The 21,836-nt window shown below is 68.1% G+C and carries 19 protein-coding genes and 3 pseudogenes; 14 read left to right on the top strand and 8 right to left on the bottom strand.

All coding sequences use genetic code 11. The features are described from left to right. Positions 1–15 precede the first annotated feature (15 nt). The 4 genes and pseudogenes from ACRXBZ_RS40120 to ACRXBZ_RS40105 form a co-directional block, all read right to left on the bottom strand. Positions 16–420, bottom strand: a pseudogene (locus ACRXBZ_RS40120) (DeoR/GlpR family DNA-binding transcription regulator); the annotation flags it as partial. Between the two features lie 350 nt (positions 421–770). Then, complete coding sequence (locus ACRXBZ_RS40115; RefSeq protein ID WP_433883523.1) at positions 771–1,826, bottom strand: class I SAM-dependent methyltransferase; 1,056 nt, start codon at positions 1,824–1,826, stop codon at positions 771–773. Positions 1,827–1,856: 30 nt separating this feature from the next. Beyond that, positions 1,857–3,068 carry a hypothetical protein gene (locus tag ACRXBZ_RS40110; protein WP_433883522.1) on the bottom strand — a complete coding sequence of 404 codons (1,212 nt, stop codon included), beginning with the start codon at positions 3,066–3,068 and terminating at the stop codon, positions 1,857–1,859. Between the two features lie 29 nt (positions 3,069–3,097). Further along, positions 3,098–4,039: an aminotransferase class IV gene (locus ACRXBZ_RS40105; protein ID WP_168588697.1), complete on the bottom strand. Its 942-nt coding sequence runs from the start codon at positions 4,037–4,039 to the stop codon at positions 3,098–3,100. Between the two features lie 420 nt (positions 4,040–4,459). Here ACRXBZ_RS40105 and ACRXBZ_RS40100 point away from each other — a divergent pair, with 420 nt between their 5' ends. Together ACRXBZ_RS40100 and ACRXBZ_RS40095 are read left to right on the top strand one after the other, a co-directional pair. Continuing rightward, a complete protein-coding gene (locus ACRXBZ_RS40100) occupies positions 4,460–5,590 on the top strand; it encodes an aminomethyl transferase family protein (RefSeq protein ID WP_433883521.1) in 1,131 nt (376 codons plus the stop codon). A 121-nt stretch (positions 5,591–5,711) separates the two neighbouring features. After that, positions 5,712–6,446: a TauD/TfdA family dioxygenase gene (locus ACRXBZ_RS40095; RefSeq protein ID WP_433883520.1), complete on the top strand. Its 735-nt coding sequence runs from the start codon at positions 5,712–5,714 to the stop codon at positions 6,444–6,446. A gap of 9 nt (positions 6,447–6,455) precedes the next feature. Here the strand turns inward: ACRXBZ_RS40095 and ACRXBZ_RS40090 are convergent, their stop codons facing one another. Then, complete coding sequence (locus ACRXBZ_RS40090) at positions 6,456–7,436, bottom strand: hydroxymethylglutaryl-CoA lyase-like TIM-barrel protein (RefSeq protein WP_433883519.1); 981 nt, start codon at positions 7,434–7,436, stop codon at positions 6,456–6,458. Between the two features lie 43 nt (positions 7,437–7,479). After that, positions 7,480–8,634, bottom strand: a complete 1,155-nt coding sequence (locus tag ACRXBZ_RS40085; protein WP_433883518.1) for an alpha-hydroxy-acid oxidizing protein — start codon at positions 8,632–8,634, stop codon at positions 7,480–7,482. A gap of 305 nt (positions 8,635–8,939) precedes the next feature. On the opposite strand from ACRXBZ_RS40085, the gene ACRXBZ_RS40080 reads away from it, so the two are divergent. The 5 genes and pseudogenes from ACRXBZ_RS40080 to ACRXBZ_RS40060 all read left to right on the top strand — a co-directional run bounded on the left by ACRXBZ_RS40080 (position 8,940) and on the right by ACRXBZ_RS40060 (position 13,674). Next, entirely contained in the window at positions 8,940–9,566 is a 627-nt protein-coding gene (locus tag ACRXBZ_RS40080) for a TauD/TfdA family dioxygenase (protein ID WP_490885436.1), read from the top strand. Continuing rightward, positions 9,563–10,591, top strand: coding sequence for a hypothetical protein (locus ACRXBZ_RS40075; RefSeq protein ID WP_433883516.1), 1,029 nt, complete (start codon positions 9,563–9,565; stop codon positions 10,589–10,591). The genes ACRXBZ_RS40080 and ACRXBZ_RS40075 overlap by 4 nt, the downstream gene beginning before the upstream one ends. A 377-nt stretch (positions 10,592–10,968) precedes the next feature. Beyond that, positions 10,969–11,427, top strand: a pseudogene (locus ACRXBZ_RS40070) (cation:dicarboxylate symporter family transporter); the annotation flags it as partial. Positions 11,428–11,549: 122 nt separating this feature from the next. Continuing rightward, on the top strand, positions 11,550–12,962 hold the full coding sequence (locus ACRXBZ_RS40065) for an RtcB family protein (RefSeq protein WP_433883515.1): 1,413 nt from the start codon (positions 11,550–11,552) through the stop codon (positions 12,960–12,962). A 304-nt stretch (positions 12,963–13,266) separates the two neighbouring features. Beyond that, on the top strand, positions 13,267–13,674 hold the full coding sequence (locus ACRXBZ_RS40060) for an archease (protein ID WP_433883514.1): 408 nt from the start codon (positions 13,267–13,269) through the stop codon (positions 13,672–13,674). Between the two features lie 5 nt (positions 13,675–13,679). On the opposite strand, the pseudogene ACRXBZ_RS40055 reads toward ACRXBZ_RS40060, so the two are convergent. Beyond that, positions 13,680–14,017 (bottom strand): annotated as a pseudogene (locus tag ACRXBZ_RS40055) (MBL fold metallo-hydrolase); the annotation flags it as partial. A 156-nt stretch (positions 14,018–14,173) separates the two neighbouring features. After that, entirely contained in the window at positions 14,174–14,353 is a 180-nt protein-coding gene (locus ACRXBZ_RS40050) for a hypothetical protein (RefSeq protein WP_433883513.1), read from the bottom strand. Between the two features lie 717 nt (positions 14,354–15,070). Here ACRXBZ_RS40050 and pqqA point away from each other — a divergent pair. The 7 genes from pqqA (at position 15,071) to ACRXBZ_RS40015 (ending at position 21,826) form a co-directional block, all read left to right on the top strand. Then, positions 15,071–15,208, top strand: a complete 138-nt coding sequence (gene pqqA, locus ACRXBZ_RS40045) for a pyrroloquinoline quinone precursor peptide PqqA (RefSeq protein WP_433883512.1) — start codon at positions 15,071–15,073, stop codon at positions 15,206–15,208. 112 nt (positions 15,209–15,320) lie between these two features. Then, the gene (pqqD, locus tag ACRXBZ_RS40040) at positions 15,321–15,602 is read left to right on the top strand and encodes a pyrroloquinoline quinone biosynthesis peptide chaperone PqqD (RefSeq protein WP_433883511.1); all 282 of its coding nucleotides are present in this window, start codon (positions 15,321–15,323) and stop codon (positions 15,600–15,602) included. A gap of 121 nt (positions 15,603–15,723) precedes the next feature. Further along, on the top strand, positions 15,724–16,935 hold the full coding sequence (locus ACRXBZ_RS40035; RefSeq protein ID WP_168588681.1) for an MFS transporter: 1,212 nt from the start codon (positions 15,724–15,726) through the stop codon (positions 16,933–16,935). Positions 16,936–17,053: 118 nt separating this feature from the next. Next, the gene (locus tag ACRXBZ_RS40030; RefSeq protein WP_433883510.1) at positions 17,054–17,932 is read left to right on the top strand and encodes a MurR/RpiR family transcriptional regulator; all 879 of its coding nucleotides are present in this window, start codon (positions 17,054–17,056) and stop codon (positions 17,930–17,932) included. 36 nt (positions 17,933–17,968) lie between these two features. Then, positions 17,969–18,856 (top strand): NAD(P)-dependent oxidoreductase, encoded by an 888-nt coding sequence (locus ACRXBZ_RS40025; protein ID WP_433883509.1) that lies wholly within the window; start codon positions 17,969–17,971, stop codon positions 18,854–18,856. Further along, complete coding sequence (locus ACRXBZ_RS40020; protein WP_433883508.1) at positions 18,853–20,394, top strand: aldehyde dehydrogenase family protein; 1,542 nt, start codon at positions 18,853–18,855, stop codon at positions 20,392–20,394. The genes ACRXBZ_RS40025 and ACRXBZ_RS40020 overlap by 4 nt, the downstream gene beginning before the upstream one ends. An 85-nt stretch (positions 20,395–20,479) precedes the next feature. Then, positions 20,480–21,826: a DUF3100 domain-containing protein gene (locus tag ACRXBZ_RS40015; protein ID WP_433883507.1), complete on the top strand. Its 1,347-nt coding sequence runs from the start codon at positions 20,480–20,482 to the stop codon at positions 21,824–21,826. Positions 21,827–21,836: the final 10 nt, after the last annotated feature.

The following is a 21,836-nucleotide window of genomic DNA, read 5'->3' as shown; positions in this document are numbered from 1 at the left end:
GAGATGGACCTCCGCACCCGGCACGTCGGCGAGCTCGGTGGCTGCCTGCATCGAGCAGGTCACCACCACGCCGGTGAAGTCCTTCGGGATGGCGCGGGCGACCTGCACAGCGGTGGTGCCGACGTCGATGGCGATCGTCTGACCGGGCCGGATCAGCTCCGCGGCCAGTCTGCCGATGACCGACTTGCCCTCCTCCGCCGTGCTGGACCGCTCCACGTAGGGCACCTCGTCGCCGAGGTGGCCGGTGCGCACGGCGCCACCGCGCACGCGCACCAGGACGCCCTTGTTCCCCAGTTCGGCCAGGTCGCGCCGGATGGTCTCGGTGGAGACGGTTAGCAGCTCGGAGAGCTCCACCGTCGACACGACCCGGCCAGACCGGATTGCCTGGTTGATGCGGGCATGCCGCTCAGCAACGAGCATATTTGACCGTTTCTGTGGCTATTTGTGGCTAACTGTGGACGAGTATGGAATCAGCTGGTCGGGGGCGTCAAGACGGGCCGATGTGAGCTGACTCTCGGCGCGCCGGCGCTGGGCTGTCGCCAAGGCGGGCCTGTCCATGCGGCTGAACGCCTGAAGGGCGCCGACCGTCACTGGCCGACGCCCTTAGGCATTCATGATGTCGGGGAACACGCGCGCGAGCACCGGGACCAGCTCGCGGAGCAGGTAGGCGCGCACCACCGCGCCTCGGCGTGCTTTACATCAACGGCTGCCGGGCTCGCGGCAACCAGTCACAAACGGTCCTGCTGCCGAAACGTTCTTTCGAACAGGGATCAACGGGTTGCGGTCGCGACGAGCGCAACCCTGGGGAGTTCGGCCCGGAAACCTCGGCCGGCCGGACGGACGGTCAGCTCCGCCACCTGCGCGCCAAGCCTGGCTCGTTCGTCTGGACCGAAGGTGGCGTAGCGACGGACCACCTCATCGACGATCATCCAGGAGTCCTCGTCGTCCAACGCGTCCGGGGGAACGAGCTTCGCCAGCGCGAATAGGTCGTACATATAGTTGATCACGCCGCGCCGTGCTGCCGCCGGGGAGTCAGCATCTACGACGCACGGGTCGTAGAGGTCCCGGACCCGCACGTCGTGGAAGCCCGCAGTGACGAGCAACTCGTGCATTTCCTCGCGAAGAAAGTGCTCGTGCTTGTGCCCGGTGTAGGTGTAGCGGTCCAGGGCTTCGCTGTACCAGCGGGCCGTGGTACTGCCCTCCTCGAAGTCGTGCACGACGATCCGCCCCCCTGGCCGGAGCACCCGGTGGGCTTCCGCCATCGCCTGCGGGCGCTCATCCACGGGAATGTGGTGGGTGCCGTAGGCGAAGATGACGCCATCGAGTGCCGCATCCCGGAACAGCCACCGCTGCGTGGATTGCCGCACGGCTGGGAGCCCTTGGGCCAAGGCGTCGGCGATCATCGGGGCGGCCACGTCGCCGGTGAAGATGGCGGGACCCGTGGCCGGCTGGAGTAGCCGCATCGCTCGCGTCATGGTTCCGTTGCCACCGAGCGCGTCGAGCAGGAGGCTGCGGGCGGGGCTGCTGTCCACCGGTATGGCCAGCTCGCACAGGTTGCTGATCCCCCGTGCACGTACCAGGGGATGCGCGAGCTGGGTGCTGCGATAGGCGTCACCGCGACCGCCGTGTTCCTTGGTGTCGAACGGCGAGGCGAAGCAGTCCAGCGCCTCGTATATCCGGGCGAGCTGCGTGGGGTCCAGCCGTGCCAGGTCAAGGCGCTCGTACAACCTCGGGTGGCGGATCCGGAGCTCGTCGAGGTACTCCTGCATCGTGGTGCCGGGCAGGATTTCGACACCGGAGAAGGATGAGTGCTTCGTGTTCTGCATGGCGCGTCGCAAGCCCTCCGCGTTGCGGGACTACTCTTCGAAGGCCGACAGGAGTTCCTGCTGGCTGACCGACGTGACCTGGGAGACGTCGTACAGCTGCCGGTCGGCCGCGCTCAGCGTGGTGAACACCGCGTTGATGGCGGCCACCAGACCCCACACTTCGGTGTAGGGCGGCCAGCCCGGATGCCCGGCGGCGATGTCGCGGTGCCGGGCGAAGATGTAGTTCGCCCAGTCCCGCGAGCGTGGGAACCGGTGGTGGTAGTCATGGCACGGCCCGTCGCCGACGAAGACGAACAGGCGCGCCGGCAGGTGCACGAACAGCATCCGCAGCCACCACCGCGACCAGCTCAGAACCCGCCGGACACCGGACACGTCGGGGCCAGGCGCGGCTTCGCCGAAGAAGACGCCGTGGGTATACCCGGCCACCGTTGCCCGCCCCTTACGCACCGGTCCGCGGGCCGGGAAGATGTGTCGCGATGAAAGGCGGATCGTGGCTGCGGCGTTGAACAGGAACACCAGGGGGAACACCCACACGACGAGGTACTCGACCCAGATCCCGAGTGCGATGACCACCATGAGCTGCCCGCCGACCAGCGCCAGGAACAGCGTCCGGTACCAGGCAGCGGTGCCCCGGAGGTGCGAGGCGATCCGCGAGTAAGTCGCCTTCGCCTGCAGACGCGGCGAGAAGACACCCGCGAGCATTCTGCGCCACAGTTGCCGGCGGGTCATGCCGACACGCATGTCCAGGACCAGCATCAGGAACTGGACGGTGGGATCCTTCAACGTCATGTGGTTGCTGGAGTGGTGGTCGCTGACGTGCTCGCTCTTGTACTCGCCGTACTCCTGTGTCACCAGCAGCAACGCGATCGCGCTGCCGATCGCGGTGTCGATCTGCTTGCGCCGCAGGAAGTTCGCGTGCGAACACTGGTGGACGATCATCACCCGCAGCTTCCGGATGCCGTGCGTGGTCAGCAGCCAGGAAGCCGGCAGCAACAGCATCCACCACCCCGCGCCCACCACCGCAGCTCCCAGCGCGATTCCCGCGACAATGGGCAGCACGCTGGCCCACAGGTGGTGCAGCGGCGTGAGCTGCCACGGCCGCTGGTCTCCCAGCGGTTTGCCGGTGAGCCACGTGAGGGCGGGTTGGAGGAATCCAGGTAGCACCCGCATGGTCTCCCGCGGGTCGGGTGCTCCGCCCGGCGTCGCGGTTGATGCGTCGGGACGCAGTTCTTGGTCGCGCACCTGTTCTCACCTCTGCAATGCTGGTTCCGTCAAGGCAGCAATCGCACGAAGTCGGGTTCGATCGGAGGGCGCCGCCCGGTGCACATGTCGAGGTAGGCTTGCCGCAACGCGTGGGAGATCGGTGCTTCCGGGTTGCGCGGCTGGATGCCGTCGATCGAGCCGACCACCCGGATCTCTTCCCAGGTACCACAGATGAAGACCTCGTCGGCGGTGTACAGCTCGGAGCGGGTGATCGAACACTCCTCGACCGTAAGAGCGAGTTCTCTGCGGGCCAGCTGGATCACGGTCTCCCGGGTCAGGCTGTCCAGGACTCCGTCGGACAGCGGAGGCGTGTACAGCCGGCCGTGGCGGACCATAAAGATCACCGCTTCGGCGGTTTCCGCCACCATGCCTCGGTTGTTGAGCAGGATCGCCTGGTCGGCTCCCGCCTTCTTCGCCTCGACCCGCCCCAGCCTCAGCGCCGCGTAGGACGCACCAGTCTTCACCAGCACCGGGAAGGACGTGTCCTGGGTGCGCTGCCAGGAGCTGATCACGCAGCTGATCGGCTCGTCGAAGCGGGGACCGATCTGGTGCAACGAGATGAACGAATCCATCGGGGCGAACTCATCCAGCGACTGCCCTGGCGACAGCGCGTCGGGGTACACATTGGACCGGCCGGAGTCGATGTACACGGTCAGCCGTAGGTAGACGTCCTCGCGGAAGCTGGTCGCCGCTAGGAGATCGGCCATTCCCTTGTCCAACTGGTCAATCAAACCGTTCTCCGGAACGTGCAGCAGCTCGGCGGCCGACCGGAGGCGGTTCAGGTGGCCGTCCACCTGCACCACCGCGAACCGCTTTTGCTCCGGCCGCCAGTACGCGCGGAGGCCGTCGAACACGGTCAGTCCGCGCAGCGCAGTGACCGGAATTCGGGCCTGGTCCCAGGGCACGACCTCACCGTGCCACCAGACCAGCGGTGCGTGGGTTTCATTCATGGACGCCCTCCTTGACTCGCACAAGAACCGTTGGGGCCGGTGTTGTTCCCCCCGAGCCGCAACCAGCTAACGTTCCGGGACCGCAGGACCTTGTCAGGGAATCCTCACCACCCGCTACCGGATACTTCGGAAAAATGACAGACGAAGTTGTCCATAATGGATTTTTAAGCAACCACCCCGGGAGCAAACCTGGAAGAATGTCCCACCGTTGAGCCCCACTCGTCAACGCGTCCGATCGGGCGGTTGATGTGATTCACCTGCCTGTAGCAACGTGGAATCAAGAAATCCGGCTAGCATCGCCCCGTGCAGACGCTACGGGACGAAGGCTTTACACCTCGTGAATGGAATCCGGAAATCCGGAACCCGCTAGCCCAATCGGGTACGGTATGGAGCAATATTGAACCAGCGGAACTGCCAGTCATGCAGAACGTCCTCAAACTGCGCCGCGTCGATCCTGGGGGGATCCTGCACGCGACGGACGTACTGCTCGGCGGGGTCACGAAGTGGACCATCCTCGGCGACAACGTGATCGGCGCGTGGGGGTGGCGCGAGGTCGATCTGGACCAGCAGTACCGCGCGGTGACCCACGGCGCAGGCGCTTTCATCGCGTCCGCGATGTGCTACCTCGAGGTTTCGGGCAGCGACGCCGGGGCGTTGTTGGACGCACTTTCCCCCCGCAGGGTGTCGGACCTGCCGCTCGGTTCCGCGAGGTTCGTGCTGTTCACCACGCCGGCCGGAACGGTCGACGAGGAGGCTGTCGTCGTCCGCACCGGTCCGGAGGAGTTCCTGTTGTCCTGCGGCGGCGGAAAGGAGCCGGGCTGGCTGCGCCGCACTGCCGAATTCTTCACCGAAGTCAGCATCCTGCCCAGCGAAGTCTTCAGCTTCAACATCAAGGGGCCCAAGCGCCTGCAAGCGGTGCAGAGCCTCGTCGAGGATGCGGACCGGCGTGTGATCGCCGACCTGCGCAACTTCCAGTCCTGCCAGGTGCGAACGCTCGCCGGTGGCCGGGCCCGAGTGCTCAGGAGCGTCATTGGTTACGAGGTCTGGGCGTCCGCAGAGGTGCTGGCTGCGATGTGGCGGCAGCTCGTCACCGAACGGCCCGAGATCACCCCGTGTGGCTGGGAAATACTCACCATCTACCGAATGGAGTGCCGGGACATCACCTTCGGTCTCTTCCCGGTAGACGTCCACACCGGCACCACCCTGTTCGAGATCGGAGCGGGTTGGATGGTGCCCGACGACCACGACGGCCGCGACTACATCGGTCGCGAGGGACTGCTGAAAAGCCGCGGTTCGCAACGGCTGTGGCTGGCCGGTTTGCACGCTGCCGACACGAAATCCGGCTGCCCGCTGGTGGGTGACGAGGTGCTCGACGACAGCGGCGGCTTCCTGGGATACGTCACGTCAGCCGCCTCTTCTCCGCGGGAAGGCCGCGTGCTGGCGTTCGCCCACCTGGCACCGGACTGCCAGCCGGGTGCGGTCGTGCACGCCGCTGGCTCACGCTGGCAGGTCAGCACTATTCCGTTCCCAGACCTCCCGGCCGCGCCCTAGGCAACGGCCGTACCACGCCGATGGAGCGGGGCCGGGGCAGCAGCACTGACCCCGGCCCCTTCTACCGCTCGTCTCGAACGCGACGCGCCCGAGAGTGCACATCGACCGAAAGGAGTGGAACATGGGTCGTTCACCACTCAGCGTCCTCCACCGGACTGATGCCAACGGAAAACCCGTTCCCGACGTACTCTTCGAGAAGACTTTCCAAAGCCTCATGGACGAACACGGCTACGTCCACCTGACAGGCCTGCCGGATGACTTCGACCCCGTGGCGTTCGGCCGTCGACTGGGTCCGCTCATGCCGCACCATGACGGTGCTCTCGTGGCCGAGGTCAGACCCGCGCCCACGGCAGACGGCGTCTACTACCCGGGCAGCACCAAAGCGTTCGCGCCGCACACCGAGGGTTATGACCTGCTAGGGCTTCCGCCGCGGTACCTGGCCCTTTGGTGCGTGCATCCCCCGGCTGGAGATGGCGGGGAAACAACTCTGGCCGACACTCGGCCGTGGCTGACGGGGTTGTCCGAGCAGAACCGCCAGCACCTGGAGCAGACCGCGTACGACTGGACGAATCCGCACGGCGACCTCGGCGTCGCCTTCCGGCACCCGCTGCTGGACGAGCACCGCGGGAGCACGGTGGTGAGATTCTCGGTCAACAACATCGTCCGCGATGACACCGATCCAGTCGCCGCGCTGCAGTCGGTCTGGCAGCGGCTCTTCGACGAACAGCACCTAGCGATCAGCTACCAGCGCAACGACATGGTGATCTGGGACAACTGGCGCCTGCTGCACGCACGCACCGCCTTCGTTGATCCACATCGCCACCTACGCCGAATCCACATCGCCGAAGCGCATTAGCGTGCACGGTCATCCGGCCCGCGAGGCGCACAGGTCCGCTGCGGCCGCTTCCATCAGCTCACGCGACGGCCGCACCGGATCGCGGCGGCCGACTTCCCGGACCAAATCCGGCAGCGGCACGCCGCAGCTCTCGGCGACCTCGCGGGCCAGAGCCAGCCGCTCGGTGTGGAAGCGGCCTTCTCCGATCGCTATATCCAAATAGGACACTCCGCGATCCCGCAACCGACGACCTGCGACGTGCTCCTCGGACTTCCCGGCCAGCAGATCACCATCTACACCAGACAGGAACCCGCCGCGTTGTGCGGCCTTGACGAGTACTTCGAGCTGCGCGTTGCCAGCGCTACGGCCGGCCCCGCGAAGCGTGCCATCGACCATCACAGCACCGGCGTCCAGCGCCGCCAGGGAATTCGCCACGGCGAGGGCGGTGTTGTCGTGGCCATGAAATCCGGTGGCGATCCCCCGGTCCCGCAACAACCGGAGCAGGCCAATGACCTCTCCAGGCAGCATGCAGCCAGCGGAATCGGCCGTGTAGAAGACATCCACCCCGGCAGCGCGGGCGTCCTCGGCAATGCGGACCGCTTCGGCGGGAAGCACCGCATAGGTCTTCATGGCGTTGAAGGTGATCAGCTGGACACCGAGTTCCTTCACGCTGGCGGCCAAGGGAAGAATGTCCGAGGCCTCGGTGATGTTCGCGGTCAGGCGGACGCAGCCCGCGCCGGCCGCAACCGCCCGCGCGATGGTCTCCAGGGACGCGCCCGGGTAGACCATGATGGCCACGGTGGATCGGGGGGCCGCCTGCGCAACCGCACCGACGTACTCCTCGATCTCCAGATCGGCCCAGGACGGAGCGCCCTTGTCGGCAATCTCGAGGTAGTGCACCCCGGCATCGGAGAGCTCCGCCGCGATTCGGACGGACTCGGCAAGGGTGAGGTGGGTTTCGTACTCGACTTCACGCAACGTGCAGTCGACGAGGCTGACGGGAAAGTTCAAGGTGTCTTCTCCAACCCTGTGTATGGCCGGGGAGCCGGGTGATTCAGCGGAGCGCATCTCGGTCGAGCTCAGCCGGGCTGCGGTACCCGACAAGCCCGAGCGTGATGTCGATGTCCGCGAGCAGGCTGCGCAGCACGTGGCGCACGCCCGCCTCGCCCGCTTGAGCGAGCCCGTACGCGTAGGGTCGGCCGACGAGCACGGCTTTCGCTCCCAGGGCAAGGGCTTTGATGACGTCGGCACCGGTCCGGATTCCGGAATCGAACAATACGTCTACCTCCGCGCCGACCGCGTCGACGACCTCGGGGAGCATCTCCAACGCACCTACGGCACCGTCGACCTGGCGTCCTCCGTGGTTGGAGACGACGATCCCGTCGGCCCCGCGCGCGACAGCATGGCGCGCGTCGTCGGGATGCAGGATTCCTTTCACCACGATCGGGCCGGACCAGTGATCGCGCAGGAAGGAGAACTGCTGCCAGCTCTTGCCGGCATCAGTGGGCATGCGCTGCCACAACTGGAGTGCCGCGGCGAGATCCTCTTCGGGCGGCCTGGCGAGCCTGGATCGGAAAACAGGATCGGAAAACGGGATCGCCATGCCGATTCCTTGCTCAGCCGGGTAGTAGCGCCTGTCCATTTCGTGAGGTCGCCAGCCCCGGGCCCAGGTGTCCACGGTGACCACCAGGGCGGAGAAGCCGGCGCGCTTGCCGCGGTCGAGGATGCTGGCGCAGATCTCGCGGTCGCTCGACCAGTACAACTGCATCCACCTCGGCGCGTCACAACCGGCGGAAGCGACCTCTTCGAGAGTCCGCGACGCTGACGAGGAGAGCACCGATGGAAGACCCAGATCTGCGGCCGCACGTGTGCTCGCGAGTTCCGACTCCGGGTGCAGTATGGATTGAACACCGACGGGTGCCAGCAGCACCGGGGCAGGCAGGTGCATGCCGAGCACTGTGGTGCTCAGGTCTCTGCGGTCGGCGTTTCGGAGCATCCTTGGCACGATCCGCCAACGCTCGAACGCCGCGCGGTTGGCGCGAACAGTGGCACCCGTCCCGGCACCGCCTGCCACGTACCAGTACGGTCCGGCCGGCACCTTGGCTCGAACGGCGTCCTCCAGCGCGGCCAGATCCGTCGTAAAAGGAAGCGATACTCCATCTTCGCCGAGTTGGACGATTTCGCGCTGATACCCAGCGAATCCCGTCATGACGGCGAGTCTGCCCAATTTCCAGCAAGTACCGCACCACCCGATCCCAACATCACTCATCTGGCGCAACAATCGTCAGATCTACATCCCAGACCCGTCAGCCGCCTGGTCGCGAGCGGAATTTTACGCCTGGCCCGTCAGACCGCTCTCTTCGGCCGAACGGGTTGTGGCGCAAGCGAAGCGCCACCCACATGGACCATTGTGGGCCGTACTATCCGGCAGGCACGATTGCCCCCAGGCGTAAGGACCATGGAAAGGCAACCATGACCTCCGTGCTCGAAACGCTAACAAATCAAGGTTGGGCATTGATCGACAGCGCCGGTTTCACCGATGGATCCGACGTGGATTACCGGGAGGTCGAACGAATCGCGAGCCGTTACGGAACGGCCTCGGATCGCGACGGAGGGCAGGCCATCTGGCCGGTGACACCGCGGAAGTCCGGGTCAACCGATACGTTCAGCGTGCGCGCCGGCGAGGCACGCTTCCACACCGACGCCGCCTACCGAGCGGAACCCGAGCAGCGATTCGCACTGTTCTGCGTGCGCCCCGCCGAAGACGGTGGAGCAAGCCGTTTGCTGCAAGCCCGGAAAGCACTTTCCGGCCTCCCGGGGGAGATGTCCGCTCTGCTGCGAAAACCCGTCTGGCGCTGGATTCCGCCAGCCACGTTCGGCGGTGAACCCGACATACCACGCTCGGTGTCCAGAGAGGACGGAAGGATCCGGTGGCGGGTCGACAACCTCGACGTGGATTCCGCGCTGCGCTCGGTGGCGACCGACTTCGACGAACACCTGGACTCGCACCCCGACGCAGCTGAGTTCGTGCTTGGCACCGACAGCGTGCTCATCTGCGACAACGAACGCGTCCTGCACGGGCGGACGTGGTTCTCCGACCCCCGACGGCTCATCTTGCGCGTCAGGCTGGTCATCCGATGACACCCGCCGACGTGCTCATCCGGCTCGCCACGAACGTTCCCGCCACGGACACCGAGGCGGATGACTGGCGCGCCCGCAACATGGCAGAGCTGCTGCTGGCGGCCCGGACATCGAGAGACCCACTCCTGGTGTCCGCAGTGGACGATTTTGTCCTGACGTCGCCCCCCGTGTACTCACGGTTCGCCGACCGGCTCCGTCGGATGCGCGGCTTCCTCGCAGATGCGCCTGCCGACTACGTGGAGGACCGCAAGCAAGATCCCGAAGCCCCGTGGCCCCGCCCCGCCGTCCGCGCCCGCGCGGCGCAGCTGGCACGCTTCGTCGACAGCTGCACGCCAGAAGGGTGGGACGAGGAGCACACCGAGCCGGCCGATGCAGCGGACGTCTCCGCCGAGCTGGACCGCAACGCCCGCACACGAGTGCTGGGACGCACCGGCCACCACTGCGTCGACACCGATCTGCCGGCAGAACTCGTATGGCGGGAATGGCTGGTGGACAACAATCGACCAACCCTGGTCGTCGTCGCGAAGCAACGCACCGCCGCAACTCGCGTCGTGCGCTGGGGCCTGCACCTGCACATGGCCTCGCACATGGACCACCTGGCTGAACTCACCGAGCACAATGGTCCGGCCGCAGCGACCCAACTGCAATTCGGAGAAGGCCTGCTCATCGCGGAGGCCGTCGCCATGGCTTGCGAGTTCATCGCTCTGGCCGACGCCGACCGCACGAGCGCCCTGTACCGGGAATCCCTCCGGCGACTCGCGGTCAACCGGCTGCGGAGACTGCCGCGGATCGCGGAGTGGGGTGCGGCTGCCCTGCCGGGCTCCCCCACTATGGCGGAGGTCGTGCACTCCGTCGCCGTCGATGAATTCACGGTGCTACCAACGCTCGCCGAGGCCTACGTCGCCGGCCCGTTCGACCTCGCCGACCAGGGCTTCGACCACCCGCTTATCCCGCCGAGGTTGCGCACAGCGCTCGTGGAGAAGTTCCAGATCGCACTACTCCCAGCTGGAGCGATGCGCCCTTGAGCGGCTGAACGCCCAGAGCCGCATCACCACGAAGGTGCTCGTCCCGGTCGGCGAACGCGAAACGCCGGTGCCAGCCGTCATCCTCCCGGTCCACCGGTGCGCGACGCTGCGACTGACGCCGGCTCCCGAGCGCACCCTCGATACCAGTGGGTTCAGCAGCTACCTCGAACCGTGCTGTAACCCAATCCGGATTCACTCCAGTCAGGCTTGGCGACAACGCCGAAACCGCAGTTCAAGGCCGCCTCGCCGGAAATTCTGAATCGCGCTCACATTCGGTCCCTTGACGCGGATCCCGACAGCACGCAAACTCCCGTACCAGCCCCAGGAGACAACTTCAGAAGTATACTTCCACATTAAGAAAATCGGAGAAGCTCGAACGCGCGGGCTGCCGCAAGGAGGCGGTCGGGCTGGTCATCCCGACTGGCTACTCGTTCAACCTCGACGGCGCGTCCATCTACCTCTCGCTGGCAACGCTGTTCATGGCCCAGGCCGTCGGCGTGGACCTCACCATCGGGCAGCAGATCACTGTGGTGCTGGTGCTGGTCCTCACCTCAAAGGGCATGGCCGGGATCCCCGGCTTGGCGTTCATCGCTTTGTCGGCGACGGCCGGCGCGGTCGGCGTCATCCCCGTCGCCGCGGTCGCGCTGATGCTCGGCGCGGACCGGATCATGGACACCATGCGGGTCGTCACCAACCTGCTGGGCAACTGCGTGGCGACGTTCATCGTGTCCAAATGGGACGGAGCGCTGGACTGCGACCGGGCCCGAGCCACCCTCGCCGACCCGGCGTCCGCGCCGCCGCTCCCCCGCGAGGAGGACGAGCCCGCCAAAGCCTGACCCGCCAAAGCCTGACCCGACGGGGCCTGACCGACGGGGCCGAGTTCGCTGCCTGCCATCGGGCGCGTGTCGGGCCGGGCCTCGGTGGGTACTGCGGGGGCGGAGGAACGCGGGAGGCCCGGGTGGAGCTCGTCGAGGAAACGCCATTCCGGTTCCGGATCGAACAGCACGGCGCGATGCGTGTGCCGGGGGTGGTGTTCGCGTCGCGGCGACTGCTGCCGTCGAAGGGCGACGGCGCGCTCGACCAGGTCGTCAACGTAGCCGCCCTGCCCGGCATCGTCGGCGCGTCGTACGCCATGCCGGACATGCACTGGGGCTACGGATTCCCGATCGGCGGCGTCGCGGCGACCGACGTCCGCGCCGGCGGTGTCGTCTCACCGGGTGGCGTCGGTTTCGACATCTCCTGCGGGGTGCGGCTGCTGGCCGCCGAGCTGGACCGGCCGGACTTCCGCCGAGTCGCCGAGCGGATCATGGACGGGCTCAGCCGGGCCACGCCGCGCGGGGCGGGCCGGGGCGCGGTGTGGGAGTTGCCCCGCGAGGGCCTCGACCGGTTACTGGAAGAGGGGTGCCACTACGCCGTCGCGCGCGGGCGCGGCACGCCGCGCGACCTGGAGCGCTGCGAGGACGGCGGCGCGGTGGCCGACGCGGAGCCGGGTCGGGTCAGCGCCCGCGCGCGGGACCGGGGCCTCGGGCAGGTCGGCAGCCTCGGGTCCGGCAACCACTTCCTGGAGGTCCAGGCGGTCGCCGAGATCTACGACGAGGGCGTCGCCGGGGCCTTCGGGCTCCGCCTCGACCAGCTGTGCGTGATGATCCACTGCGGTTCCCGCGGGCTCGGCCACCAGATCTGCACCGACCACGTGCGCAGCATGGACGAGAGCATGGCCGATTACGGCCTGACCGTCCCGGATCGCCAGTTGGCGTGCACGCCGGTCGATTCGCCAGCGGGTCGCGCTTACCTCGGCGCGATGGCCGCAGCGGCGAACTACGCCCGCGCGAACCGCCAGGTGCTCGGCGTCGCCGCCGGCGAGGTGCTGCGGAAGGTGACCGGCCGCGGGCTCGACCTCGTCTACGACATCTCGCACAATCTCGCCAAGATCGAGACGCACGAGGTGGAGGGTCAGCGACGAACGCTGTGCGTGCACCGCAAGGGAGCCACGCGCGCGCTGCCGCCCGGGCACCCGGAACTGCCGCCGGGCCTGCGGGAAGCCGGGCAGCCGGTGCTGATCCCCGGTTCGATGGGCACGGCGTCCTATGTGCTCACCGGCGTGCCGACCGGTGATGCGTTCTTCTCGACGTGCCACGGCGCCGGACGCACGCAGAGCCGGCACCAGGCGATCCGCACGACCGATCCCCGCCGCCTGCGCCGGGACCTGGAGCACGACGGCATCGTCGTCCGCGGCAGTTCCGCTCGCGGGCTCGCCGAGGAGGCGCCGACCGCCTACAAGGACGTCGACGCCGTTGTCGCCGTCGCCGAAGGAGCCGGGTTGTGCCGCCGCATCGCCAGGCTCGTGCCGCTGGGCGTGGTGAAGGGTTGACTTCTCTCCCGGTTGGTGCAGGGAGATTCAGTCCTCGCGGACTGGGTTTCCTGTTTCACAGCCAGCCGCGCCAGGCTCGGCCTGCTATGTCTTGCGCCAGCTCCGCAGGCATTCGCCCACTCCGTGGGCGGGCTCCCGATAGACCACCGGTACCCATGGTGTTGCTTGTGGTTCCAGCTTGGTGTGCTGGGGCGGCAAGGTTCGCTTGCCGGAACCGATCTTACAGTGGCCGTTGCGCAGCCGGACACGCGGGATCGTCTCCTCCCTGGCCTGACGGCCGGGGCATCCGCCGTATGGAGTCGAGATGAACGGGTTCCGCTTCCTGCCGCACACCGCCGACATCCGGTTCGAAGCGTGGAGTTCGACGCGCGAGGAATGCCTGGCAGCCGCGGCCCGCGCGTTGGTGGCCGCTTTCGCCGAGGTCGCGGTGGATGGGCCGGAAAGCACCAGAACCGTCGAATTCGACGGCACCGACGAGCAACTCCTGCTCGCGGTGCTCGACGAGATCATCTACCTGCTGGACGCGGAAGGCACGGTCCCGCTGGACATCCGCGTCCGGCCGCGCGCAACCGGCATCGCGCTGGAACTGGCCAACGTCGCGGTGGCACGCGCCGAGATCATCGGTGCCGCGCCCAAAGCCGTTTCGCTGAACGAACTTCAGATCGAGCACGACTCTCGCGGCTGGCACTGCGCCGCGACCATCGACGTGTGAGCCGCTCAGTTCTCCACGTCATCCAGGGCGTAGCGGAGATAGCGGGCGGCGGAGCGCTGCACGATGCCGCGCGCGTCGGTAGGAATCACCGTGTCCCACCAGGCCCCGTAGAGCGCGTCGAACGGTAGGGCTCCAGCAGCTGCGCGGCGCGGCGGACGACGCTGGGACGTTCCGGGATCAGGTTCGGGTAGCTGTACATGAAGGCCACGTGCGTGCGGTCCGGGATGACCTGCACGATGTCGCCGGTGAACAGCGCTCCCTCGCCGCTGTCCCAGTGCAGCACCGTGCCGCCGGCGAAGTGCACGCCGAGGTTGATCAGGGTTAGCCCGGGCGCGAGCTCGTTGCAGCGCGGCGTCCACCTTACGCGCCGTCCCGCCGCTCGACTCGGGAAAACCACCCGTCAGCGGCCCGTCAGCGAGCGATCAGCGCCGTTGCCGAAGCTCGTTCCCGTCAAGCACGAAAGCCGAGTTAGGAGCAACGATGCACAACAAGACCGTTCTCATCTCCAGGGCGCGAAGTCGCTCACCAGCTCGCGGTGGGCGGTCGACGTCCGGCCGACGAGGGTCTTCGCGATCCCCCGCAGCAGCGCGGCGCGCTCGCCGTCGCCGTTGAGCGCGGCGAGCCCAGCACCTCCAGCCGAACCCAGAATCCCGAACAGCACCCTGGAATTCTCGCGCACGCCGAACCACGGCAGCCACACAGGCGGCCATGGACCACGTAGGCGGTCCAGCCGCCCGCACAACCGTCTCTGACAGCTGGAAATCGCGCGCAGATCCGCGAAAGAAAATTCCACAGTGGATGCTCTGGCACGCGATTTCGCGACCGGCACGTTGGCCGCAGCGCGACACCCGAATACGTAGCGCAACCAAAGGGGCTACAGATAGTGTTGAGGACGAAAGCCCCCTGTTGACACCACCCTTTAACTCTATGGTTGCAAGTGCAACACCACGCAGAGCGATCGTGCACATTCCCGACCATCCCGGGCTGATGCTTTTCGGAACGACGCCGGCGTTGTTGGTTGCAAAAGCAACATCCGAAGGTCCAACGAAAGTTGTTGAACCCTTTTGAAAATGAGGGATCACGATGAAGATCAGCACGATTTTCAGCTCCCGCGGCGGCGGCTGGGGCGGCCGCGGCGGAGGCTGGGGCGGCCGCGGCGGAGGCTGGGGCGACCATGGCGGAGGCTGGGGCGGCTGGGGCCGCGGCGGCTGGGGCTGGGGCGGCTGGGGTTGGGGTGGCTGGGGCTGCTGATCGCGCCCTGACCCCACCAATCTTATCCAGCTAGCCCGGGCTTTCAGCCCATAAACCGGCTCTTGTCAACCGCAGAGCTCCCGCCTGCCCGCAGGCGGGAGTTCCCTTGCAAGACGGTGAAATCCGCAGAGCGGAGGTGCCGACCATGCAATCCGATACCGCTCGGACGGCTCTTGAATGGGAGCCCCCGAAGTTCGAGGAAGTCGACTGGGAGGCCCCGGACTTCGAAGAACTCGCGTGCGCGTCCGAAGTGACGATGTACGTCTCGCGGATGGAGGGCTAGCACCGAACACCAGCAGTGGCCCCTGCGTCGACGAGCAGACCACCGCGAGAAACCTGCTCCCCGATGCAGGTCCGCAGACCGAGCTGTCCGGACCGAGTGAACTGAGACGGCGATGAGCACAGCACTACAGCCATCGAGCCAGCCCAAATTGGCCTCGCACGTGCGCTTGGGCTTCGACCGGGCACGGAAGCAGTACATGTTGCAGGTGCCCGAATCTGCGACGGTGCTGAACCTGACCGGCGCGACCACCCTGCACCTGTGCGACGGACGGCGCACGGTCGCCGAGATCGTGGAGAAGCTGCGCGACCGCTACGACCACGTGGCCGACGACGACGTGGCGAACTTCCTCGCCCGCCTCGTCGCCAAGCGGTGGGTGGAACTCGACGGTGACTGACCGGTCCGGGCTGCGGGCCCAGGCGCGTGCCCGCTGCCCGTGCTGCCCCAACCCGCTCAACCCGGCCTCCTGAACAACAGGTCCTGCCCTCACACCGTCGGGAAGCTGCGGGAGGACATCTGTGCCAGCGGCAGAACCGGGCCGGATCACGGTGCGCGAGTTGCTCGCGCGGCCCGTCTACCGGAGGTGGTGGGCCGCTGCGGTGATCTCGCGCGCTGGGGACATCCTGGCCGGGGTGACGCTGCTCCTGCTGGTCCTGGACCGCACGGGCTCGGGTCTGGGTGTGGCCGGAGTGGTGATCGCCGACGTCGTGCCCGTGCTGCTGTTCGCTCCCGTGGCCGGCGTCGTGGTCGATCGCCTGCCTCGACGCCGCATCATGATCGCAGCCGACCTCGTCCGCATGGCCCTCGCCGCTTTGCTGCCTCTGGTCGGTACCCACCTGGGAGCGGTCTATGCGATCGCGTTCGCGCTCTCGGCTGCCGCGGTGTTCTTCAACCCCGCAGCCAACAGCCTGCTACCTGCACTGGTCGGCGAACGCGAACTCGTCGCCGCCAATTCCGGCATCTGGACCACCGCGATCGTCGCCCAAATCGCGCTCGCACCGCTGGCCGGCGCGCTCGCCGCCGTCGCCGGTTACGCCGCCGCGTTCTGGCTCAACGCCGCATCGTTCGCCATCAGCGCCATGCTGCTCACCGGCTTGGCGGTTCCCGGTCATCGCGCCGCGACCTCGCAGGGTTGGGCGCGCGACGCCCTCGACGGCGTGCGACTGCTCGTCGCCGACCGGCTGCTGCGCTCACTGGCCACGGCACAGTTGCTTGCCGCGTTGTCGGCCGGAGCCACCAGCGCTTTACTCGTCGTCCTCGTCCGGGAACGGCTCGGTCTGGGCCCGCAGGGTTTCGGCTGGCTCTTGGCCACCATCGCCGTCGGCGCCCTCGCCGGCCCCGCCCTGCTGACCCGGATCGTGCGCGGCCCGGTCCGGCCGGGCATCGTCTTCGGTGCATACGGCGTTCGCGGCTTGGTCGACGTGCTGCTGGCCCTGACGACGTGGCCCCTGTTGGCGGCTGCGGCGCTGCTGTTCTACGGCCTGAGCACCTCGACCGGCACCATAACCTTCACCAGCCTGGTGCAAACCCACACCGGCGAGGCAGCGCGAGGTCGCGTCTTCGCCGGATTCGACGCGCTGTTCCAGACCGGCAGGTTGGTCAGCCTCCTCCTGGGCGGCGTGCTCGCCGACTGGCTCGGCATCACCGCCGTCTACTTCCTCGGGGCCGCGCTGCTGCTCACGGCAGCAGCGAGCGGGTTCGGCCCCAGACGGTCCGCGCAGTCGACTTGATCCCACGCCGGCGTCTCGCCATCCAGCGCGCAAGAGGCCTTTCTGCAATCAAAATTGCGATGTACATTGTCGCAATCGCGCTTGCAGGGCGCTCCGCCTCGTATCCGGGAGAGGGTTCGTGTCCACAGCACACAACGACGAGATCTTCGGCAACGCCGACGCCCAGTGGCTGGGTGACGTCTTGCCCGGCGTGCCGCTCTCCAAGGCGCAGTCGCGCGTGGTCGACGTGATCGCCCGCAATCCGCAACTTGCGTCCTACGCGGACATCGCCGAGATCGCGCAGCGGGCCGACGTCAACAACTCCACCGTGGTCCGCGCCGCCCAGACGCTGGGCTACCGGGGCTGGCCGGACCTGCAGCGCGAGCTGCGCGCCCGCTACCTGGTGCTGATCTCCTCCGAGGACACGCTCGTCGAGCACGGCGAGCACCGGAGCCCGCTGCACGACGCCCTGACGCACGACATCGACAACCTGCGCCAGGCGCTGGACACCAACACCGCCGCCGACGCGGAGGCCGCCATCGCGGCACTGGCCGCGGCCAGGTCGATCCTCGTGGTCGGCGTCGGCTCCTTCGCCGGCCCGGCCAGCGTCATGGCCCACCTCGGTTCCACCATGGGCTACCCGATCTTCCTGGAGAACCGGGCCGGGGTGCACCTGGCCACCGCCATCAACAGCCTGGGACCGGGCGACGTCCTGGTGGTCATCAACATGTGGCGATCCATGAAGCAGCTCATCGCCACCACCGAGGCAGCCCGCGCCGCAGGCGCGACGATCATCGCGATCACCGACATGCGCCGAGGCCGGCTGGCCACCACCGTGGCCGACCACCTGCTGATCGTGCCGTCGGAAGGCATTTCCTTCTTCCAGTCCGTCACCGCGGCCACCTCGGTCGTCTACGGGCTGCTCGCCGGGATGCAAGCGGCCCAGCCGGAACGCAGCCGCGCCGCCATCCGCCGCACCCAGCAGCTGTGGAAGGACCTGGACATCTACCTCGACTAGGGACGAATCGGAACGTCCCCACGAACAGGAGCTCTGATGGACAAGCAAATCGCCGTCGTCGGCCTGGGGTCGATGGGCGGTGCCATGGCCTCCGCCCTGCACCGGGCCGGCTGGCAGGTGTCCGGGTTCGACCCCTCCCCCGATGCGCGTTCCGCCGCAGGAAGTGGCGGCATCCGAACCGTGGACGACGTCGGCTTGCTGGCCGGAACGCCCTACGTCGTCCTCTCGCTGCCCTCGGCCCGCGTGGTCGAGGCGACGGTCCCCCAACTGCTGGAGAGCGCGGGCACCATCGCGATCGTCGACACGACGACGTCGGAGCCGGCCACCAGCGCCAAGCTCGCCGCCCTCGCCGCCGAAAGGGGCGCGGCCTTCGTGGACGCACCCGTCTCGGGCGGGCGAGACGGGGCCGCGACGGGCCGGTTGACCGCGTTCGTCGGGGCCACGCCAGACGCCCTCGACGCGGCTCGGCCCGTGCTGGAGGCCCTGACCGGCGGCCAGTACCAGCACCTCGGAGGCCCCGGCTCCGGCAACGTGGTCAAGCTGCTCAACAACGTCCTGGCCGCGGCCAATCTGGTATCCGTCGGTGAGGCCCTAGCCGTCGCGAAGGCCTACGGCGTGGATCCCGCCATCGCCGCGGCGGGGATCAGCGGAGCTTCCGGCGCCAGCTTGGTCTCCGCCGCGATGTACCCGGACTGGGTGCTCTCCGGCACCCACGACTCCGGTTTCTCCCTCGGGCTGATGGCCCGGGACGCCGCCCTGGCCATCGAGATCGCCGGCCAGCGCGGCGAGCAGCCAGGCCTGCTGGCCGCCGCGAGCCAGCGCTGGCAGGACGCCCTCGCCCGACTCGGCCCCAGCGCCGACTTCACCGAGATCGCGCGAACCGTCGCCCCCTCCCTCACCCGCGAAGGATCCCCCAAATCATGAGCACCATCCCGGCCACTTCTTCGGCCGCATCTGCACGCCAGGCCTTGGACGCCGCCTTCCCGCAAGGTCTTGGAGCCTTCATCGACGGCGCCATCGTCACCGGCGGCGGCGAGCGCATCACCCTCACCTCCGCCGCCACCGGCGAGGACTACGCCGACTTCAACGATCCCGGCCGGGAGGGCGCCGACGCCATCCTGACCAGCGCGGTCCACGGGGCCGCGAAGTGGGCCGCGACGGACGCCTTCGAACGGGCGGCGATCCTGCGCAAGGTCTCCGGCACCATCTCCGAGCACGCCGAGGAACTGGCCGTGCTGGAGTCCGCCACCACCGGAAAGCCGCTCCGGGACACCCGAAGCGAGGCGGCCAAGGTCGCCGAAATGTTCGGCTACTACGCGGGGTGGGCCGACAAGCTGATGGGCCGGACGATCCCCGTCCCCGGCAACTGGCACACCTACACCGAACGCATCCCCTGGGGCGTCGTCGTGGCCATCACGCCGTGGAACGCGCCGCTGTTCACGGCCGGTTGGAATTCGGCCGCCCCGCTGGCCGCCGGCAACGCCGTCGTCGTCAAACCCAGCGAGTTCACCCCGGCCTCCACCGTCAGGCTGGCCCAGCTGGCGCACCAGGCCGGTCTGCCGGAAGGCGTCTTCAACGTCGCCGTCGGCCTCGGGGGCACCGTCGGCGCCGCGCTCACCAGCGACCCGCGCGTCGGGAAGGTCTCGTTCGTCGGCTCGGTGGCCACCGGCCGCCGGGTGGCGGTATCGGCGGCCCAGGCCGGTATTCCGGCCGTCCTCGAACTCGGCGGCAAGAGCGCCAACATCGTCTTCGCCGACGCGGACCTGGACCGCGCGGCCGACGGTGCCATCGCGGCCGTGTTCTCCGGTGCCGGGCAGTCCTGCGTGGCCGGTTCGCGGCTGCTGGTGCAGCGCAGCGTCCACGCCGAGTTCGTCGAACGCGTTGCGGAGCGGGCGGCGCGATTGCGTCTCGGCGATCCGCTCGACCCCGACACCGAGGTCGGCCCGATCATCACCGCACCGCAGTTCGCCACCGTGACCTCCCTGATCGAGGCGGGGCTGCAGGACGGCGGCCGCCGGGTCACCGGCGCGGAGCTGCCCGCCGCGCTGACCGGCACCGCGCTGGCGGCCGGTCACTGGGTCGCGCCTACCCTGCTCGACGGGGTCACACCCGCCAACCGGTTGGAGACCAGCGAGGTGTTCGGTCCCGTTGTCGGCGCCGACGCATTCGACACCGAGGCGGAAGCGATCGACCGGGCCAACGGCACGAACTTCGGCCTGGCGGGCGCGGTGTGGACCGGCGACGTGTCCCGCGCCCACCACGTGGCACGCTCGGTCAAGGTCGGCACTTTCTGGATCAACTCCTACAAGACGATCCACGTCGCCGTCCCCTTCGGCGGCTTCGGCGACTCCGGCCACGGCCGCTCCTCCGGCCCGGGTGTGCTCGACGAGTACACCCAGACCAAGGCCGTCTGGGTGCCCACCCGCGCCGCAGGCGCACCGTTCCCAGCGCTGAGCTACTAGGCGGCGTGATGGGACCGAACCAGCAGAAAGACCGGTTCACCGCGGCGGCCCACCGCCGGAACCCCTCGCAGGAAGCAGCAGCCCGATGACCATTTCCACCGCCCCGGCCGAGGCCGGAACGAAGCAAACGCTGCCGATCGCCGCCCTGGCGCTGGTCATCGCGCTGGTCGTCCAGTTCGTCGGCCAAGTCAAGATCGATCTGGGCATTGGGTCCATCATCATCTTCCCGATGGTGTGGGGGCTGGTCCTCGGCCTGCTGGTGTCGGTGCAACGGTTCAAGCCGCTCGGCCTGGACCTGCAGAAGGCGGCCTCGGCCTTAGTCGGCGTGGCGGTGATGCTGCTGGTGGCCCGGCTCGCCTTCAACATCGGCCCGAGCCTGCCGACCCTGGTCAAAGCGGGGCCCGCCCTGCTGCTGCAGGAGGTCGGCCATCTGCTCGGGACGATCGCCCTCGCCCTGCCGCTGGCCGTGCTGCTGCGCATGGGCAAGGCCACGGTCGGCGCCACGTTCTCCCTCGACCGCGAGCCGTCGTTCGCGATGGTCTCGGAGAAGTACGGGCCGGACTCGGACCAGTACCGCGGCGTGCTGGCGATGTACGTATTCGGCACGCTCTTCGGCGCGGTGTTCATCACGCTCCTGACGTCCCTCGTGGCCAACTGGCGGATCTTCGATCCGCTGGCGCTGGCCATGGGCGCGGGAGTCGGGTCCGGCTCGATGATGGCGGCGTCCACGGCGAGCATCGTGGACGCGTATCCGGCCGGTGAAGAGGCCATCCTGGGCATGGCCGCCGTGTCGAACCTGATCACCACGATCCTGGGCGTGTACGTCGGGATCTACATCGCGCTGCCGCTGGCCGACCGGTTCTACCGGCTGCTCACGGGACGCCGGGACACCGCCGCTGCGGGATCGGGCGCGCCAGCGGCTTCCGCCGGTGCCGGGTCGGACGAGGTCGCGGACAACCGCGCGTTCCGGGAGCAGGTCGCCGCGGTCTCCACCCAGGTCACGCTGCCGCTGTGGCGGTCGCTCGGGGTGCTGACGGTGCTGGGCATCGGCACCGCCTCGATCGCGGCCGGTGCCTTGAGCTGGAAGGTCGTCGGCGGTTACGCGGTGCTCCTGGCCCTGGTCCTGGTCGGGCTCCTCCTGGCGAAGGTGTCCCGGAAGATCTCGGCGATCGTTTGGATCACCACGGTGGGCGCCTACATCTCGAGCCCCTGGTTCCCCGGCGCAGAGGTGCTGAACCCGCTGGTGAAGTCGGTGGACTTCCTCTCGATCGCCACCATCATGCTGACCCTGGCGGGGCTGTCGCTGGGCAAGGACATCCCGCTGCTGCGGCGGATCGGCTGGAAGATCATCCCGGTCGGCCTGCTCGCGATCACGGCGTCGTTCCTCCTGTCGACCGTGATCGCCGAGTTCGCCCTCGGCCTTTGGGGCTGAGCAATCCCAG

Origin of the sequence: Saccharopolyspora hattusasensis (assembly GCF_050972075.1) — a bacterium.
GTDB lineage: Bacteria > Actinomycetota > Actinomycetes > Mycobacteriales > Pseudonocardiaceae > Saccharopolyspora > Saccharopolyspora hattusasensis.
Note: the sequence above shows the minus strand (reverse complement) of the source record. Positions and strands in the feature narration are given on the sequence as shown.